14 protein-coding genes and 1 pseudogene are annotated in these 15,369 nt (G+C 39.0%); 8 read left to right on the top strand and 7 right to left on the bottom strand.

What is annotated here, in order from left to right:
- Positions 1-27 precede the first annotated feature (27 nt).
- From ACQY1Y_RS00930 to ACQY1Y_RS00905, 6 genes are all read right to left on the bottom strand, one after another.
- Entirely contained in the window at positions 28-279 is a 252-nt protein-coding gene (locus ACQY1Y_RS00930; RefSeq protein WP_430013787.1) for a type II toxin-antitoxin system Phd/YefM family antitoxin, read from the bottom strand.
- Between the two features lie 339 nt (positions 280-618).
- Positions 619-828, bottom strand: coding sequence for a type II toxin-antitoxin system HicB family antitoxin (locus ACQY1Y_RS00925; RefSeq protein ID WP_002777744.1), 210 nt, complete (start codon positions 826-828; stop codon positions 619-621).
- Positions 825-1,043, bottom strand: a complete 219-nt coding sequence (locus ACQY1Y_RS00920) for a type II toxin-antitoxin system HicA family toxin (protein ID WP_430013786.1) — start codon at positions 1,041-1,043, stop codon at positions 825-827. Before ACQY1Y_RS00920 ends, ACQY1Y_RS00925 begins: the two co-directional genes overlap by 4 nt.
- Positions 1,044-1,103: 60 nt before the next feature.
- Positions 1,104-2,120: a tetratricopeptide repeat protein gene (locus ACQY1Y_RS00915; RefSeq protein ID WP_430014716.1), complete on the bottom strand. Its 1,017-nt coding sequence runs from the start codon at positions 2,118-2,120 to the stop codon at positions 1,104-1,106.
- Positions 2,104-2,271, bottom strand: a complete 168-nt coding sequence (locus tag ACQY1Y_RS00910) for a hypothetical protein (RefSeq protein WP_002737018.1) — start codon at positions 2,269-2,271, stop codon at positions 2,104-2,106. The genes ACQY1Y_RS00915 and ACQY1Y_RS00910 overlap by 17 nt, the downstream gene beginning before the upstream one ends.
- 126 nt (positions 2,272-2,397) lie before the next feature.
- Positions 2,398-2,745, bottom strand: coding sequence for a hypothetical protein (locus ACQY1Y_RS00905; protein ID WP_002777740.1), 348 nt, complete (start codon positions 2,743-2,745; stop codon positions 2,398-2,400).
- Positions 2,746-3,281: 536 nt separating this feature from the next.
- Here ACQY1Y_RS00905 and ACQY1Y_RS00900 point away from each other — a divergent pair.
- The 8 genes and pseudogenes from ACQY1Y_RS00900 to ACQY1Y_RS00865 all read left to right on the top strand — a co-directional run.
- Positions 3,282-4,265, top strand: a pseudogene (locus ACQY1Y_RS00900) (IS30-like element ISMae39 family transposase); the annotation flags it as partial.
- A 443-nt stretch (positions 4,266-4,708) separates the two neighbouring features.
- The gene (locus ACQY1Y_RS00895; RefSeq protein WP_430013785.1) at positions 4,709-6,001 is read left to right on the top strand and encodes a sugar ABC transporter substrate-binding protein; all 1,293 of its coding nucleotides are present in this window, start codon (positions 4,709-4,711) and stop codon (positions 5,999-6,001) included.
- Positions 6,002-6,003: 2 nt separating this feature from the next.
- Positions 6,004-7,314 carry a mechanosensitive ion channel family protein gene (locus tag ACQY1Y_RS00890; protein WP_002737709.1) on the top strand — a complete coding sequence of 437 codons (1,311 nt, stop codon included), beginning with the start codon at positions 6,004-6,006 and terminating at the stop codon, positions 7,312-7,314.
- 405 nt (positions 7,315-7,719) lie between these two features.
- Positions 7,720-9,402: an alpha/beta hydrolase gene (locus tag ACQY1Y_RS00885; RefSeq protein WP_016517092.1), complete on the top strand. Its 1,683-nt coding sequence runs from the start codon at positions 7,720-7,722 to the stop codon at positions 9,400-9,402.
- Between the two features lie 526 nt (positions 9,403-9,928).
- Entirely contained in the window at positions 9,929-10,579 is a 651-nt protein-coding gene (locus ACQY1Y_RS00880; RefSeq protein WP_420064684.1) for a DUF3782 domain-containing protein, read from the top strand.
- A gap of 303 nt (positions 10,580-10,882) precedes the next feature.
- A complete protein-coding gene (locus ACQY1Y_RS00875; protein WP_430014715.1) occupies positions 10,883-11,515 on the top strand; it encodes a DUF3782 domain-containing protein in 633 nt (210 codons plus the stop codon).
- A 111-nt stretch (positions 11,516-11,626) separates the two neighbouring features.
- Positions 11,627-12,256, top strand: coding sequence for a DUF3782 domain-containing protein (locus ACQY1Y_RS00870; RefSeq protein ID WP_193977087.1), 630 nt, complete (start codon positions 11,627-11,629; stop codon positions 12,254-12,256).
- Positions 12,257-12,367: 111 nt separating this feature from the next.
- Positions 12,368-12,955, top strand: coding sequence for a DUF3782 domain-containing protein (locus ACQY1Y_RS00865; protein WP_002735819.1), 588 nt, complete (start codon positions 12,368-12,370; stop codon positions 12,953-12,955).
- A 509-nt stretch (positions 12,956-13,464) separates the two neighbouring features.
- On the opposite strand, the gene ACQY1Y_RS00860 is transcribed toward ACQY1Y_RS00865, so the two are convergent.
- Entirely contained in the window at positions 13,465-15,276 is a 1,812-nt protein-coding gene (locus tag ACQY1Y_RS00860) for a proline--tRNA ligase (protein WP_430013784.1), read from the bottom strand.
- Between the last annotated feature and the right edge of the window lie 93 nt (positions 15,277-15,369).

The following is a 15,369-nucleotide window of genomic DNA, read 5'->3' as shown; positions in this document are numbered from 1 at the left end:
GAGAAGAGCCGACAATTGTGTAGGTTGTCATCCAAATACTTGTTCCATTATGAGGATTTCTCCTGCGGCATATTCTCGTCGTGCTGATGCAATATGTTGTAATAGTTTGGGATCTTGCATGAGTTCGCTGGTTTCAGCTAAGGATTCCCATTCTTCTTTAGTGATGAGAATATAACTGCGATTTTCACGAACGATCACTACTCCATCGGGTTCTTTTTCAGTGCGATCGCAGAGTTCTTCTAGGTTGGCTTTGGCGTAATCAACGGTAACTTGATACATAAATCGCTTAAGGTTTTTGGAAATTACTCTCATAATAAAGCAAAAATTGCTTGTTGGCTGACGTTTTCATTATTTATTTTGGGCTTTTTGGTTCTGATCGAGAAGAAGGTGATATGACAACTTTAGTAATGATCTAAGCCGTAACTTGCATAATGTTTATTTTGGCTTTTCCGAGATCATGGTATAAAATGTTCTATGAACGGTTAAATAAGTAGTCGTGCAAAATTAATTTCTTGGTTAGGATAGGCAAAAGGCAAAAGGCAAAAGCTTGATCGAAATGTGTAATTAATTTTGCTTAGGTACTTACTAGGAGATATTACTGAACTGAGAATATTTGGGCTATGCGGAAATAGCCTGGAGAGGTGGGAGAGATTTGCCTCGTGCAGTGTAGTCTTCGATAAGGAGATCTAGAACTTCAAGGGCATTTTGTAGAGCTGCATGGTAGGTTTCACCATGGGTATGAGCATAGGGTCCAAATTCAGGGAGGTGGGCGATAAATTTGTTGTCTTCTTCTGACCATTGAATAAAAATACTATAGTAATAATTCATGGGTTGTCTCCTTGATTTAAGTTTGCTAGTTCCTGAAGTGCATTTCTTACGTCTTTTTCCTGGTAGCGATCAGCATCACTACTATCTTTGCCTGACAGGGTCAAGCTATATTCTAAACGGGGATGGCTCCAAACGGTATGACTACCTTTACTGGGGCGATAGGTAAACCCTGCTTTCAGAAGTATAGACTTGAGTTCTCGTATTTTTTTAGGCATTTACTATCTGCTGGAGTAATTTTATTGCAGTTTGAGCATTATTAAGGTATTACAAAGAATCTAGGAATGACGGAGTGATTGGATATCTTCGACCATTTCGGGGGGAAAGCGTTGGCTTAATTCCTCATCGGGAAGTTGAGAAAGCATCTGCAAATAATTCATCATTACTGTTTGAGTGTTGGGGTGATTTTCTCCTAATTTTTCCGAACAAATAGCAATCGCTCTTTGATAGAGAGATTCTGCTTCTGTGTATTTCCCTTGATTGTTATAAAGACCCCCCAGATTGTTGAGACTGGTCGCCACAGCAGGATGCTCTTTTCCTAATAGCTTTTCCCGAATCGCCAGCGAGCGTAAAAAGAGAGGTTCTGCTTCTGTGTATCTCCCTTGATCTTGATAAAGACTCGCCAGATTGTTGAGATTAGAAGCAACACTAGGATTATTGCAACCAAATAACTCTTCATGGATTTTTAATCCTTGTAAAAATAGAGATTCTGCTTGAGCAAAATCGCCTTGATATTGATAAGAAATACCTAAATTGCTCGAAGCATTTGCTTCTGATGTTTTATCACCAATTTGCTGGGCAATTTCTAATTGTTTTTGAAAATATTCAATTGCTTGCTGATATTTTCCTAAGGATTGATAAGTAATCCCCAGATTTCCGAAAGCATTTGCTAGGGCAAGAATATCGTCGATCTCCTGAGCAATTGCTAATTGTTCTTGAAGATGTGAAATTGCTTCTTGATACTGCCCTAAAGACTGATAAGCCGCTCCCAAATTACCTAAAGTATTCGCCAGCGAATACCGATCATTAGTTTCTCTAATAATTACTAATTGTTGCTGAAGATATTGTACTGCTTCTCTATATTGACCCCAAGATTGATAAATCATTGCTAACCGGCCAAGAGCAAAAACCTCAGATTGTTTATCACCAATATCCTGAGCTTTTTTTAAGAGCTTTTGATAGATTTTAGGATTATGTTTTTTGGGCGTAATCTGATCAAAGTTCTCAAGATTTAACTCTGTTTCATAATTACTAGCCTGAGCGGAATTAGTTTGATTTTTATGAATCTGAATCATCATTAGCCTCCAATAAATTTAAAAATTGCTCAAATTCTGATTCTGCGGATTGAATTGCCTGAATCCATTCTGATAATTCTTTAACTGTTATATTAACTTTGCCCTCCTGTTGACGAGCATTTCCCTTAAGTTTGTAGAAAATTGCTTTCAATTTACATAGACTTTCAATGCCGTAATCAAGATTAGAAAGAGAAGTCGAAATAGACTTGGAACTCTCACTGGTTGTATCTAAGTTAGCAGGGTTTTGTTTAACCTGCTCCCCTACAGGCGGCTGTGGTCAGTTGAAGTTAAAAGTCGGATTATGAATTGTTCCTTGATTAACAATTCCAACATTTTTCATCATATTAATAACGTAAGGATTAGATTGATTTTCCTTAACCACTTGTTCTGCAACTTTTTGTATTTCTGGATCTTCCAGTAAAGTCGCCATTACCTCAATCGTTTCAGGTAACAAAGCAGGATTTTGATTAGCCGATTGCAACTTTTTTAAAGTATCAGGAGACTTAGCTTCGATTAAATTTATCAGTTTTTCAAGGGAACCATCTAAGACAAGCTCCCCCACACGAGCCAACGCTCCCCCTAAAATAATCGTGACTCCTGTAGCCAATAGCGTTAAAGGTTCCATGGTACGACTCCTTGCGGTTCTTCCGTACTTAGTGTACTAAGATATTGAAATATACTGCCTCTTATTTTAACTCATCATAGCAATTAAATCACAGTAGTGGCAAAGCATTTAGGCATAACTTATCGCTGAAACGCTAGATTTCCCATGGACAGAGAAAATTATTAGATAGAGGGCTATCGACGAGATGAAGAGGGCGAGGGCGCAAGCCTTGCGCTCCTACAGGACAGGGTTCATATATTCATCCTCTAATAACATTTCAATCACCTCTTTCTAAGGTTTCTCCTTAGCAATGCGCTCCCACCAATCTAAGTACCTAAGCAAAATTAATTACACATATTTAACCATCTCTTGCCTCTTGCCTATCTTCACTAGAAAATTAATTTTGCACGACTACTTAGAAACATAACTAACATAGAAATTAGTCTCTATATCTCCGCCAATTCAAAAATGAAACGCATCAACCTCAAGAGTTGACAAAGAAAGGCTCATCAGGTACTGTCTGATCATTAACAAAAACAAATCAGACCCAAAAACGAAGCCCTCAACATCTTAACATAGAACAAAGAAACTTGCTCTACCAACTTAGTCAGGAGGGAAATTTATCTCAACGGCAAATGGCCGTCTGGCTCGGATGTCATCAAAGCACAATATCACGGGAATTAAAAAGGAATCAAAGTTCCCTTGGCTGCTATCTACCTGACACAGCACAAGCTCAAAGCGAGACAAGGCGAAAAAATGCCAAACAACCCTTTAAAAATGTCAGCGAGTCAGCCTTAGAGTTGGTCAAAGAAGGATTGAAAGATTATCATAGTCCCGAACAAATAGCAGGTCGTCTGAAAAGAGCCAGTCAAGAATCTCTCAGTCACGAAACCATCTATCAAATGATCTATCAGAACTATCACAGATGTGGAGAGTACCAGAAATATTTACGCCGGAGGCTTTGTCAAAGAAAGAGTCGAGGCGGAGCAAAAAGTAAGCGTGGAGGGATTCCAGGGCGTGTAGATATCAGCGAGCGACCAGTAATTGCTGACCAGAAAACTGAAATCGGTCATTGGGAAAGTGACACAATGATTGGAGGCAATCATCTAGGAGTTCTCGTTACTCATGTAGATAAAGCCTCGAAATTTTTAGTAGCAGGATTAGCCAAAAACAAAACCGCATCGGAAATCAATAGAGTCACAGAAAAACTTTTTCAAGAGATTCACCCTGACAAAAGAAAAACCTTTACTTGTGACAACGGCAAAGAATTTTGTGGACATCAAGAGTTGAGTCAGAAACTAGGAGCAGATTTTTATTTTGCTACTCCTTATCATTCGTGGGAGAGGGGATTAAACGAGCATACCAATGGACTGTTAAGACAATTTTTCCCCAAGGGAACGAATTTTAAAATCGTTAAGCCAGAGGAGGTGGAAAGAGCCGTAAACTTGATTAACAATCGTCCTCGAAAATGTCTTGACTATCGTACCCCGAATGAGGTATTCTATAAAGGTAGATCAGACAGTGATGCAATTCAGACTTGAATTGGCCCTCTTTCGATAATTGCTGTAAATATTTTCATAAAGTACCTCGCTTTTTAGAGTATAATCACACAGTAAAAATTGCTTCGGTGGGTTCTTGGTTGATACAGTTTAATGCAGGTATCACTCTCTCGTCATGACATAATTATTAATAACAGACATCTCACTCATACCAAGCATAGTTTCCCTAAGCTGTTACCCATTTAAACTGAGTATTAGAGTGTTAGAAAATAAACTATAAAACTCGACTTTCCCTACTCTCATCTGGTCTTAACAGATAATTTAGATAGGTCAGCAGTTTAACTCGCACAAATTTTTAACTGGGATTGTTGCTATACTGGTGGCTCTTGACAAAAGATCATGTTAATTATTTTTCTGATGAAGATTATTAGTCACCTTTTCATGTACTATGGGTCTATGGCAATATTTTTGAAGGATCACGATCGATGCAATCCCTAAGGCTCAGAGTTAAAACTGCTTGGAGAAGTAAAAAAATAAGTAGAATTATATCGCTCCTATTGCTTTTTATCTTGATGCCAATTTTTCTTTATGCTTGTTTTAGTGATCTTCCCAACCAATCATCGGAGCAACGGCAAGGAACCCTTTTGGTTTGGTATCCAGAAGAGGGCAATTTAACTAAACTAGTAGGTCTCGGTTTCCAAGAGTTTGAAAAATTAAATCCGCAGGTGACAATTCTTGAACAAGCTATTCCTATCGATGAGATACCCGAACGTTTTTTTAAACAATCTCAAAGCGGATTGGGTGCGAGTGTTATTCTAATTTTTTCGAGAAATATACCCAGATTAGTATCTGAAGGAGTACTGGGGGAAATTGACCGAAAAAATCTAGATTTATCTATCTATAATCCCCCAACCCTGAAACAAGTTAGCTATCAAGGAAAAATCTATGGCATTCCCTTAGGTTCTCGTACTCGTGTACTGTGTTACAATCAAAAAAAATTACAAGTTAGTACCGATCCGCTGCTGAAGCAACCTCCCACCAGTTTAGAGGGATTAGTAGAACGTGCGCGCAAAGGTTATTCTGTGGGGATAGTTTCCTCTTTTGAAGATACTTTTTGGGGAATGGCAATTTTTGGCAGCTATTTGTGGGATGATCAGGGTAGGCTGCAACCTCGCTTGGATGGTTGGGCAAAATGGCTAGAATGGCTAAAATTTGCCTCGTCACAGCCTAATTTTATCCTCAATCGTCAACGGGGATTGCTTCATGAGGCCTTTGCTAGAGGCCGCTTAACCTATTATGTGTGTAATTCTATTGAAATTGCCGATTTAAAAAACAGCCTCCAAGATGATCTCAGAGTCGCTTTACTTCCCCAAGACACTCAAGGTAAAGCAGCGCCAATTCTCTATACACGGGTGATGGTATTTAATCGTAATAATAGTGATAATGAAAATAGGTTGGGATTAGCTTTAGGAAAATTTCTCACTAATCCCGAACAACAATTGCAAGCAATTATCCAAACAGAAAGTTTTATTCCCACTAATCGACGGGTGCAGATCGAAGGAAATTTACTACCGATCGAATCGGTATTATTACAACAATCTCACAATGCTGTGGCAGTTCCTCTGGATGATTGGGAAAAGTTGAATAAAATTTTAGAAGAGGGAGAATTTTGGTATGAAAGAGCGATCGCTGGTGAAATATCTTCCTCAACAGCAGCCCACCAACTGACACTTTATATTCAATCAGGTCTTGATCAGGAAGTCAAGAAAATGAATTAATTATGAACAACAATATCCCCTCTCTTTCGGAAATAATTGCTAACCAATTATTATTTTTAGGACGCAGAAATGTTCAAAATCAATTAATGATTATTTTTCTCTGTTTAATTCTTGCTTGGTTATTGTCAAAATGGTTATGGTCTTACTTAGAAAAAAGATTTCCTCACGTCACCACTTTTATCCATAGTGATAAAAAATTAACCATCCGTCAATATTTTGCTATTCTGATAGAGTTTCTTAATTTTCCAGTTATTAGTATAATTTTACTGAATTTAAATTATCTAATTTTTTTCAGTCAAAATTGGACAAGAGGAATGATTAGTTTATCTATAAAACTCCTGTGGTTTTATTTAGTTTATCGTGGTTTATTAGCTGGACTATACGCCAAGTTTTCCGTCAATAAAATTAAATATTATCATTTCCGGCTTTTAGCACCTTTATTGGTGTTATTTCTCCTGAGAATCATGATTGGTTTCTACAATAATATTCAGGAAATCGCCAAAGTATCTCCTTTCAATTTATTCAATAGTCCGATCACATTGGGAAGCATATTTATTTTGATAATAGCTCCCTATTTTCTAGTAATTGTTGTTGATCTTATAGAGACTATAATTTTGAGTATTGCTCATTTAAATCAGCAAGCTAGTCGCGGTGAAATTGAAGCAACTTTACTGTTAGGACGTTATTTTTTTATTGTCTTAGGTTTTATCATCATCTTGGGTTATGTGGGAGTTAATGCAACGGCAATAGCGGCAATTACTGGTGGTTTATCGGTGGGTATTGGTTTCGGTATGCAGCAAGTGGTCAGTAATTTTATTAGCGGTATTTTACTATTATTTGAAAAAGTTCTCAAACCCGGTGATATCATTAATATTGAAGGGCAAACTTCTCAGGTAAAAAAGCTAGGTATTCGAGCGACAACAGTGCAAATCCTCACAGACAATTCCGAAAAAATTATTCCCAATCAAAAGTTTTTTACTGAGGATGTCACCACCTATACGGGTAGTGATAACTTGATTTATTGTTCAATTGTTATCGGAGTTGGTTATAATTCCAACGCACCACAGGTGATGAATTTATTGCTAGACATTGCTGATCAACATCCTAACATACTTAAAAACCCGCAACCAGTAGCCTTTTTTATTAATTTTGGTGATTCTAGGTTAAACTTTGAATTAAAGTTCTGGTTGGATGATGTTAACAGGAAAAAGCGAGTAATTAGTGATGTTAATTGTGTTATTCTTGATAGGTTTACTCAACAGGATATCGAGATTCCCTTTCCGAAGCAAGATATTCATATTCGCAATAATTAGCAATTTAAGTAGTCGTGCAAAATTAATTTATTGGTTAAAAAGCTTTATCAAAATGTCTAGTTAATTTTGCTTAGGTACTTATCTTGGTCAAAAACCTTATCTGATTATTTTCATCTCCAAATATATCACTTTCACTTATTAAATTTATGTATTTATCGTTTTTTTGTTAATAACCAGTGTCTTGACAAAAAAACAATTTTAATATAAAATCCACACTAGGTAATATGTTCAGGAAATAGCTCGTAATTTAGAATCGAAATCGCTCAGATTAATCTATCGAGGTTTTGCTCATGCTTTTTGGTTATACTTTGCTTGGCACTTTATCGATTTTTGTTGAACTTAGACATCAATCGCCGTGCGACTTTTTTCCTTTAATTGCTGTCATCTACCCTAACTAAAAATTCCATGATTATCACCAGTTTACAAAATCGTTTTCCCAGAAATAATCCCACCCGTCGGCTGCGAGCTTTTCTACTAGGCCTTTTCGCCGCCACTATGACCGCTTTACCCCTAAAAGCCGCCGAAGAAGTTGAATTTGTCTATACTCCCCTCGTCTTTTCTGTATCGGTAGCATCCCTAGAAACCTTTGCTAAAGAAGGCAAAATTGATGCTAATTTAAAACAATTTCTAGCCAGAGTAACTCCCGAAGCAAGAGAGCAGTTTCGTGAAGCTTTATTAACAAAAATTGACATTAATCCTGTTTTACTATCTCGTTTTTTTAATAGTGTGATGGGTGCTGATATGCTCTCTCGTTTGGGCAAAGGCATCACCATTGAAGGGGGAATTAATGGTAAATATGCCCTGCGGGGTGCGATTGTTAGTGCCGCTTTTGAGCCGGGGGGATTAACCCTTTTAAATGTGCTGAAAAAATTCCCCAATAATATCCAGTTACAGGGGGAAGAAATCCTCGGATTAGCTAAAACCATCGATTATGCAGTTTATGTGGCGGAAATATTTATTAAAGATATGCGCCTCTGGACAGCCGAGGAAGCCGCTGCCGTTAAACCACCGATTAATTATACCAGTTTACCCGATCTGCGTCAGCGCGGTAGCTTTCAGGTAAAAAAAGAAGTTTGGAACCTAACCGATAGCAGTCGCAATCGCAGTTTATATGTGGATGTTTATATCCCGCAAACTTTCCGAGAAGGTAAAACACCTGTAATTATTTTTTCCCACGGATTAGCCTCGCGACCAGAAGATTATGCCCAAGCAATTGAACATCTAGCTTCCTACGGATTTTTAGTAGCGGCACCGCAACACCCCGGCAGTGATACCCAATACCTACAAGGAATGTTAGGGGGATATTATCGCAATATTTTTGATGGCAATGAGTTTATTAATCGACCCAAAGATATTAGCTTTGTCATCGATGAATTAGCAAGACGTAATCCTAGTCAATTTCAAGGTCAACTTGACCTCACTAATGTGGGAGTAGCGGGTCATTCCTTTGGAGGTTATACATCTCTAGCTGTTGCTGGCGCACAAATTGATTTTGATAATCTCGCCCAAGATTGTAATCTTCCTTACTCCGGTATTAATATCGCCATTGTACTGGAATGTCGCGCCCTGGAATTGCCTAGACAGGTCTATAATTTTCGTGATGAACGAGTCGCGGCTGTCTTTGCAGCTAATCCCGTTAACCGCAGTATTTTTGGAGAAAAAGGTTTAAGTAAAATCTCGATTCCTGTCCTCTTGGGTTCCGGAAGTTATGACCCAGCAGCTAATCCGATTTTTGAACAGGCCATTCCTTTTACTTGGTTAAAAACGCCAGATAAATATCTGGCCATGGTGGAGGGACAAGCTCATGTAAATTTTACGGAATTGGATGCAGGAATGCAAAAAACCCTAGAGTCTGTGGTCGATATCACTTTACCCAATCAAAATTTAATCGAGGATTATGCGGGGGCTTTATTGGTCTCTTTTTTTGAAGTTTATATTGCTGATAATGACAAGTTTCGTCCTTTTCTTCTGTCTAGTTACGCAGAATATCTCAGTCAGGGACAAAAGTTTAAATTAGACTTTATTACTGCCGCTTCTGACGAGAAATTATCTCAATTGATTGAGAAATTGCGAGTACATAGGCAATAGGCACTCTTGCAATAGTAAAACGGAGGGTGCGTTTTTTGGCTGCTACTCGTCTTTTATCTTTTGTAGCAGCTTTTTTTGCTTAATCCCATAGGTAGCAACTTAGGTTATCTAAAAGAACACCTATTCGATTACCCTGCCCATCGGTGATACACCTTTCCTTTAATTTCATTTGAGAACAACTGCCTTAGTTAATTTTCGTTCTAATTATAACTCAGGTGTTAACGCCTAACCATGTTGATCTATCCTTCTGGAAAAAAACCTTCAAGCTTTGGGAACTCTCACTTGTTCTAATTTCCTCGAAACTATTCCCAACTTAGCGCCTTTAATCCTTCATTTTGGGGGGGAGGTCGCTTTAAGAGAAGTGTATCAGGGAATTAGGGATGTTAGTCAGTGGTGGCGGTGATTCTTGTTCTATGAATTAGCCTCCACCTTACCCAATTGAATCAGCAGTCTGCTCCCCAGTGCCTTCAGCAAGCGCAGAAATCCAATAAAATAGTAAATAGGTGACATCAGGAAAAAATTATCTATGGCAACTACATCCGAAGACGTATGGCAAATCTTAGCCGAATTAGCCACTGCTCAAGCCGAATTAGCCACTGCTCAAGCCGAATTAACTGCTGCTCAAAAAGAAACTGACAAACAACTGAAGGAGACTGACCTAATATTGAAGGAAGTTAGTCAACAACAGAAGGAAAACGCCCAACAACAGAAGAAAACTGACCGACAACTCAAAGAATTAGGACAGCAAATTGGGGGACTCGGTGCCAAATTCGGCAGTTTTACCGAAGGACTTGCCCTTCCCTCAATGGAAACGATTCTCAGACAACGGTTCGGCATGAAAGTTGTTAGTCCCAGTGTCCGAGCAAGCGAAGATGGAAAACACCTAGAAATTGATGTTCTTGCCTATACTAATGGTGAGCTAAATACTGCCTATATCGTCGAGGTTAAAAGTCATGCTAGAGAGGAATCTATTACACAATTAAAAAGTATTTTGCAACGGTTTCGCAGCTTTTTCCCTGAACACAAAGATAAAAAACTCTATGGCATATTAGCGGCGGTTCATGTATCTCCAGAATTACGCGAAAAAATTCTGCAAGAGGGGTTTTATGTGGCTCGGATTCATGACCAAGTATTTGAACTCGATATTCCCGATAATTTTCAACCTCAAATCTATTAAAATTTTAGATGCGATTGCTCTCTTCCCCAAAGGAAAAAACACTCTCTTATTCATGAATCGGCAAAATTCAGTAAAATAGTAAGAGACCAAATCAGAGAGAAAAAATTATCTATGGCAACTACATCCGAAGACGTATGGCAAATCGGCTCTTCGGTTTGTGTTATGCAATGAACGGGGGTTATAAGGGATGGAACCCTTATATAGAAAAGCATTTAGCGATTTTTGTCAATTATTTTCGATCTAGAGCGAACTAATCAATTAAATCCCTTGCCAGATAAGGATTTAGTCGATTTATGCCCCCCTATCGAACCATACCAAGTAACGAAGAGCCGGCAAATCTTAGCCGAATTAGCCACTGCTCAAGCCGAATTAACTGCTGCTCAAAAAGAAACTGACAAACAACTGAAGGAGACTGACCTAATATTGAAGGAAGTTAGTCAACAACAGAAGGAAAACGCCCAACAACAAAAGAAAACTGACCGACAACTCAAAGAATTAGGACAGCAAATTGGGGGACTCGGTGCCAAATTCGGCAGCTTTACCGAAGGACTTGCCCTTCCCTCAATGGAAACGATTCTCAGACAACGGTTCGGCATGAAAGTTGTTAGTCCCAGTGTCCGAGCAAGCGAAGATGGAAAACACCTAGAAATTGATGTTCTTGCCTATACTAATGGTGAGCTAAATACTGCCTATATCGTCGAGGTTAAAAGTCATGCTAGAGAGGAATCTATTACACAATTAAAAAGTATTTTGCAACGGTTTCGCAGCTTTTTCCCTGAACACAAAGATAAAAAACTCTATGGCATATTAGCGGCGGTTCATGTATCTCCAGAATTACGCGAAAAAATTCTGCAAGAGGGGTTTTATGTGGCTCGGATTCATGACCAAGTATTTGAACTCGATATTCCCGATAATTTTCAACCTCAAATCTATTAAAATTTTAGATGCGATTGCTCTCTTCCCCAAAGGAAAAAACACTCTCTTATTCATGAATCGGCAAAATTCAGTAAAATAGTAAGAGACCAAATCAGAGAGAAAAAATTATCTATGGCAACTACATCCGAAGACGTATGGCAAATCTTAGCCGAATTAGCCACTGCTCAAGCCGAATTAACTGCTGCTCAAAAAGAAACTGACAAACAACTTAAGGAGACTGACCTAATATTGAAGGAAGTTAGTCAACAACAGAAGGAAAACGCCCAACAACAGAAGAAAACTGACCGACAACTCAAAGAATTAGGACAGCAAATTGGGGGACTCGGTGCCAAATTCGGCAGCTTTACCGAAGGACTTGCCCTTCCCTCAATGGAAACGATTCTCAGACAACGGTTCGGCATGAAAGTTGTTAGTCCCAGTGTCCGAGCAAGCGAAGATGGAAAACACCTAGAAATTGATGTTCTTGCCTATACTAATGGTGAGCTAAATACTGCCTATATCGTCGAGGTTAAAAGTCATGCTAGAGAGGAATCTATTACACAATTAAAAAGTATTTTGCAACGGTTTCGCAGCTTTTTCCCTGAACACAAAGATAAAAAACTCTATGGCATATTAGCGGCGGTTCATGTATCTCCAGAATTACGCGAAAAAATTCTGCAAGAGGGGTTTTATGTGGCTCGGATTCATGACCAAGTATTTGAACTCGATATTCCCGATAATTTTCAACCTCAAATTTATTAAAATTTTAGATGCGATTGCTCTCTTCCCCAAAGGAAAAAACACTCTCTTATTCATGAATCGGCAAAATTCAGTAAAATAGTAATAGACCAAATCAGAGAGAAAAAATTATCTATGGCAACTACATCAGAAGACGTATGGCGACTCTTAGCCGAATTAGCGACTGCTCAAGCTGAATTAACTGCTGCTCAAAAAGAAACTGACCGACAACAGAAGGAAACCGAGCGACGACAACAGGAAACCGACCGACAACTCAGAGAATTAGGTAAACAAATTGGGGGACTCGGTGCTAAATTCGGCAGTTTTACCGAAGGACTTGCCCTTCCCTCAATGGAAACGATTCTCAGACAACGGTTCGGCATGAAAGTTGTTAGTCCCAGTGTCCGAGCAAGCGAAGATGGAAAACACCTAGAAATTGATGTTCTTGCCTATACTAATGGTGAGCTAAATACTGCCTATATCGTCGAGGTTAAAAGTCATGCTAGAGAGGAATCTATTACACAATTAAAAAGTATTTTGCAACGGTTTCGCAGCTTTTTCCCTGAACACAAAGATAAAAAACTCTATGGCATATTAGCGGCGGTTCATGTATCTCCAGAATTACGCGAAAAAATTCTGCAAGAAGGGTTTTATGTGGCTCGGATTCATGACCAAGTATTTGAATTAGATATTCCCGATAATTTTCAACCTCGACCTTATTAAAAATTTAAATGTAATCGCTCTATCTTGCCCAAAGGCAGCAACACTTTTTTCTTCATGAATCGGCAAAATTCAGTAAAATAGTAATAGACCAAATCAGAGATAAAAAACTCTATGGCATATTAGCAGCCCTGGGTAAGCGCATCTTAACAATCCTTGACAAAATGAACTTTATGTGAGTTGCCTACCCAGACGACAATTCAGGCATGTTTGAGTAGAATTTGCCATCTCAATTGTTAAGCAACAATCGACCAAATAGGTCGAGTTCGTAACTATTCTGATTGACTGGTGTCACTTGAAATGCCCACGCAAATCACAAAATTGGCCAATTGTCAATAGCCTTTGAGATGCCCTTACCCCAGTTTGGGTCTAGGTTTTAAAAATCCCACAAAAGAAGATTTATATCTCAAATCAGCAACGCTGGAAAAATTATTGCTATGACAGGAGGTACCCCGACTCATATTCGCTCATCAAATACATAAACAAAGAAAATTATCTGTATATTTAATCACTTAATCAGAAGCATTTACCTTTGAAATAGCAGTTTTTAAATAGGAAACCACCTCATTAATTACTACTTCTGACGCTTTTTTACTGGCTCTTTCGACTAATTCCACCTTACCCGATTTGAGAGATTTACCCGTGACAATGCGATAGGGAATCCCAATTAAATCCGCATCTTTGAACTTAACTCCCGCACGTTCATCCCGGTCATCTAAAAGGGTTTCAATGCCGGCTTGATTTAACTCATTGTATAAACTTTCGGCAGTTTTTACCTGCTCGGCATCGGCTAAATTAGGAATAACCACAATCGCTTGATAGGGGGCAATAGCTACGGGCCAAATAATGCCATCTTTGTCGTAGGATTGTTCTACGGCTGCCTGGGCTAAACGCGATACTCCTATACCATAACAACCCATACAAATGGGGGTAGATTCTCCCGCTTCATTAGTATAAAAAGCATTCATAGCTTGAGAATATTTATAACCCAATTGGAAGATATGACCGACTTCAATTCCTCTAGCACTTTGCAAGGTTTGATTAGGATCGTGAATAGCTCGATCGCCTACCCGGGCTTTGCGTAGATCGACGATTAATTCTGGTAAGATAAAATCTTTACCCCAATTGGCTCCCACTACATGAAATCCGGTTTCATTAGCACCAGTGATAAAGTTTTCTAAGTCTGTCACTGTGTTGTCTGCTATGCGTAAAAACTTAGGAGCTATATCGCTGGCTTTTTTGAGTAAATTATCTTCTAAGTCGGGAGCAATATAACCTAAAGGTAAAGGTTTAGTTGCCCATTTCTGTTGAGCGGCAGCATCGGGTATTTTTAAAGCCAAAATTGTTTTAGCATTGTAACAGCTCGCCTGTCTAACTAATTCATTTTGTAGTTTAACTTCATTAACCTCTTGATCGCCGCGAATATGCAGTAAAACTAAAACAGTTATGCCGCTATCATACACCACTTCGTAGAGAACATTTTTGACGATAGCGGTGGCAGAACAATCAAGAAATTTAGCTAAACTTTCGATCGTGTTGGTGTTAGGAGTCTCTTTTTTAGCAAACTTTTTAAAGGGAGAAGCCACTTTATCTGCTGGCAAAGAAACGGCTTTTTCCACATTAGCCGCATACTTTTCATCGGCAGTAAATAAAACCTCATCTTCTCCAGCATCAGCTAAGACCATAAATTCTTGGGATGCGGAACCACCAATCGCTCCAGAATCCGCTTCTACTGCCCGAAAAGCTAACCCACAACGGCGGAAAATATTGCGGTAAGCTATATCCATCGCTTGATAGGTTTTCTTTAAACATTCCTCGTCAAGATTGAAAGAATAGGCATCTTTCATAATAAATTCCCGTCCCCGCATTAAACCAAAACGAGGGCGAATTTCATCGCGAAATTTAGTTTGAATCTGATATAAATTAACCGGTAATTGTCGATAGGAACGAATTAAATCACGAGCGACGGCAGTAATTACTTCTTCGTGAGTCGGTCCTAATCCTAACTCCCGGTTTTGCCTGTCCGTCAGGGCAAACATAATCCCTTCTGCTTTTGTGTAGGTGTCCCAACGGCCCGATTCTTGCCAGAGTTCCGCCGGTTGCAGTTGGGGAAGTAAACATTCTTGGGCGCCGGCTTTATTCATTTCTTCCCGGACTATCTGGGAGACTTTCTGCAAAACCCGCCACATCAGAGGTAAATAGGCGTAAATACCGCTGCCGATACGACGAATGTAACCGGCACGGACTAAGCATTTATGACTGGGGATTTCCGCCTCGGCTGGATCTTCCCGGAGGGTGACAAAAAGCTGTTGAGAGAGTCGCATCCTATCGATATCCTTTTGAACAGAAGACTTTCTATTATCTCATCAAAGGAGAGCGACTGCAATTATCAATTACTTGTGTTGACAAACAATAAC

This window comes from Microcystis ichthyoblabe FBCC-A1114, from assembly GCF_050500245.1.
GTDB lineage: Bacteria > Cyanobacteriota > Cyanobacteriia > Cyanobacteriales > Microcystaceae > Microcystis > Microcystis ichthyoblabe_A.
This window is presented reverse-complemented; position numbering and strand designations above follow the sequence as displayed.

Bases quoted from the DNA above. Each gene is read 5' to 3' on its own strand.
- ACQY1Y_RS00930 (WP_430013787.1), bottom strand. From the start codon at position 279: ATGTATCAAGTTACCGTTGATTACGCCAAAGCCAACCTAGAAGAACTC.
- ACQY1Y_RS00925 (WP_002777744.1), bottom strand. From the start codon at position 828: ATGAATTATTACTATAGTATTTTTATTCAATGGTCAGAAGAAGACAAC.
- ACQY1Y_RS00920 (WP_430013786.1), bottom strand. From the start codon at position 1,043: ATGCCTAAAAAAATACGAGAACTCAAGTCTATACTTCTGAAAGCAGGG.
- ACQY1Y_RS00915 (WP_430014716.1), bottom strand. From the start codon at position 2,120: ATGATTCAGATTCATAAAAATCAAACTAATTCCGCTCAGGCTAGTAAT.
- ACQY1Y_RS00905 (WP_002777740.1), bottom strand. From the start codon at position 2,745: ATGGAACCTTTAACGCTATTGGCTACAGGAGTCACGATTATTTTAGGG.
- ACQY1Y_RS00895 (WP_430013785.1), top strand. From the start codon at position 4,709: ATGCAATCCCTAAGGCTCAGAGTTAAAACTGCTTGGAGAAGTAAAAAA.
- ACQY1Y_RS00890 (WP_002737709.1), top strand. From the start codon at position 6,004: ATGAACAACAATATCCCCTCTCTTTCGGAAATAATTGCTAACCAATTA.
- ACQY1Y_RS00885 (WP_016517092.1), top strand. From the start codon at position 7,720: ATGATTATCACCAGTTTACAAAATCGTTTTCCCAGAAATAATCCCACC.
- ACQY1Y_RS00880 (WP_420064684.1), top strand. From the start codon at position 9,929: ATGGCAACTACATCCGAAGACGTATGGCAAATCTTAGCCGAATTAGCC.
- ACQY1Y_RS00870 (WP_193977087.1), top strand. From the start codon at position 11,627: ATGGCAACTACATCCGAAGACGTATGGCAAATCTTAGCCGAATTAGCC.
- ACQY1Y_RS00865 (WP_002735819.1), top strand. From the start codon at position 12,368: ATGGCAACTACATCAGAAGACGTATGGCGACTCTTAGCCGAATTAGCG.
- ACQY1Y_RS00860 (WP_430013784.1), bottom strand. From the start codon at position 15,276: ATGCGACTCTCTCAACAGCTTTTTGTCACCCTCCGGGAAGATCCAGCC.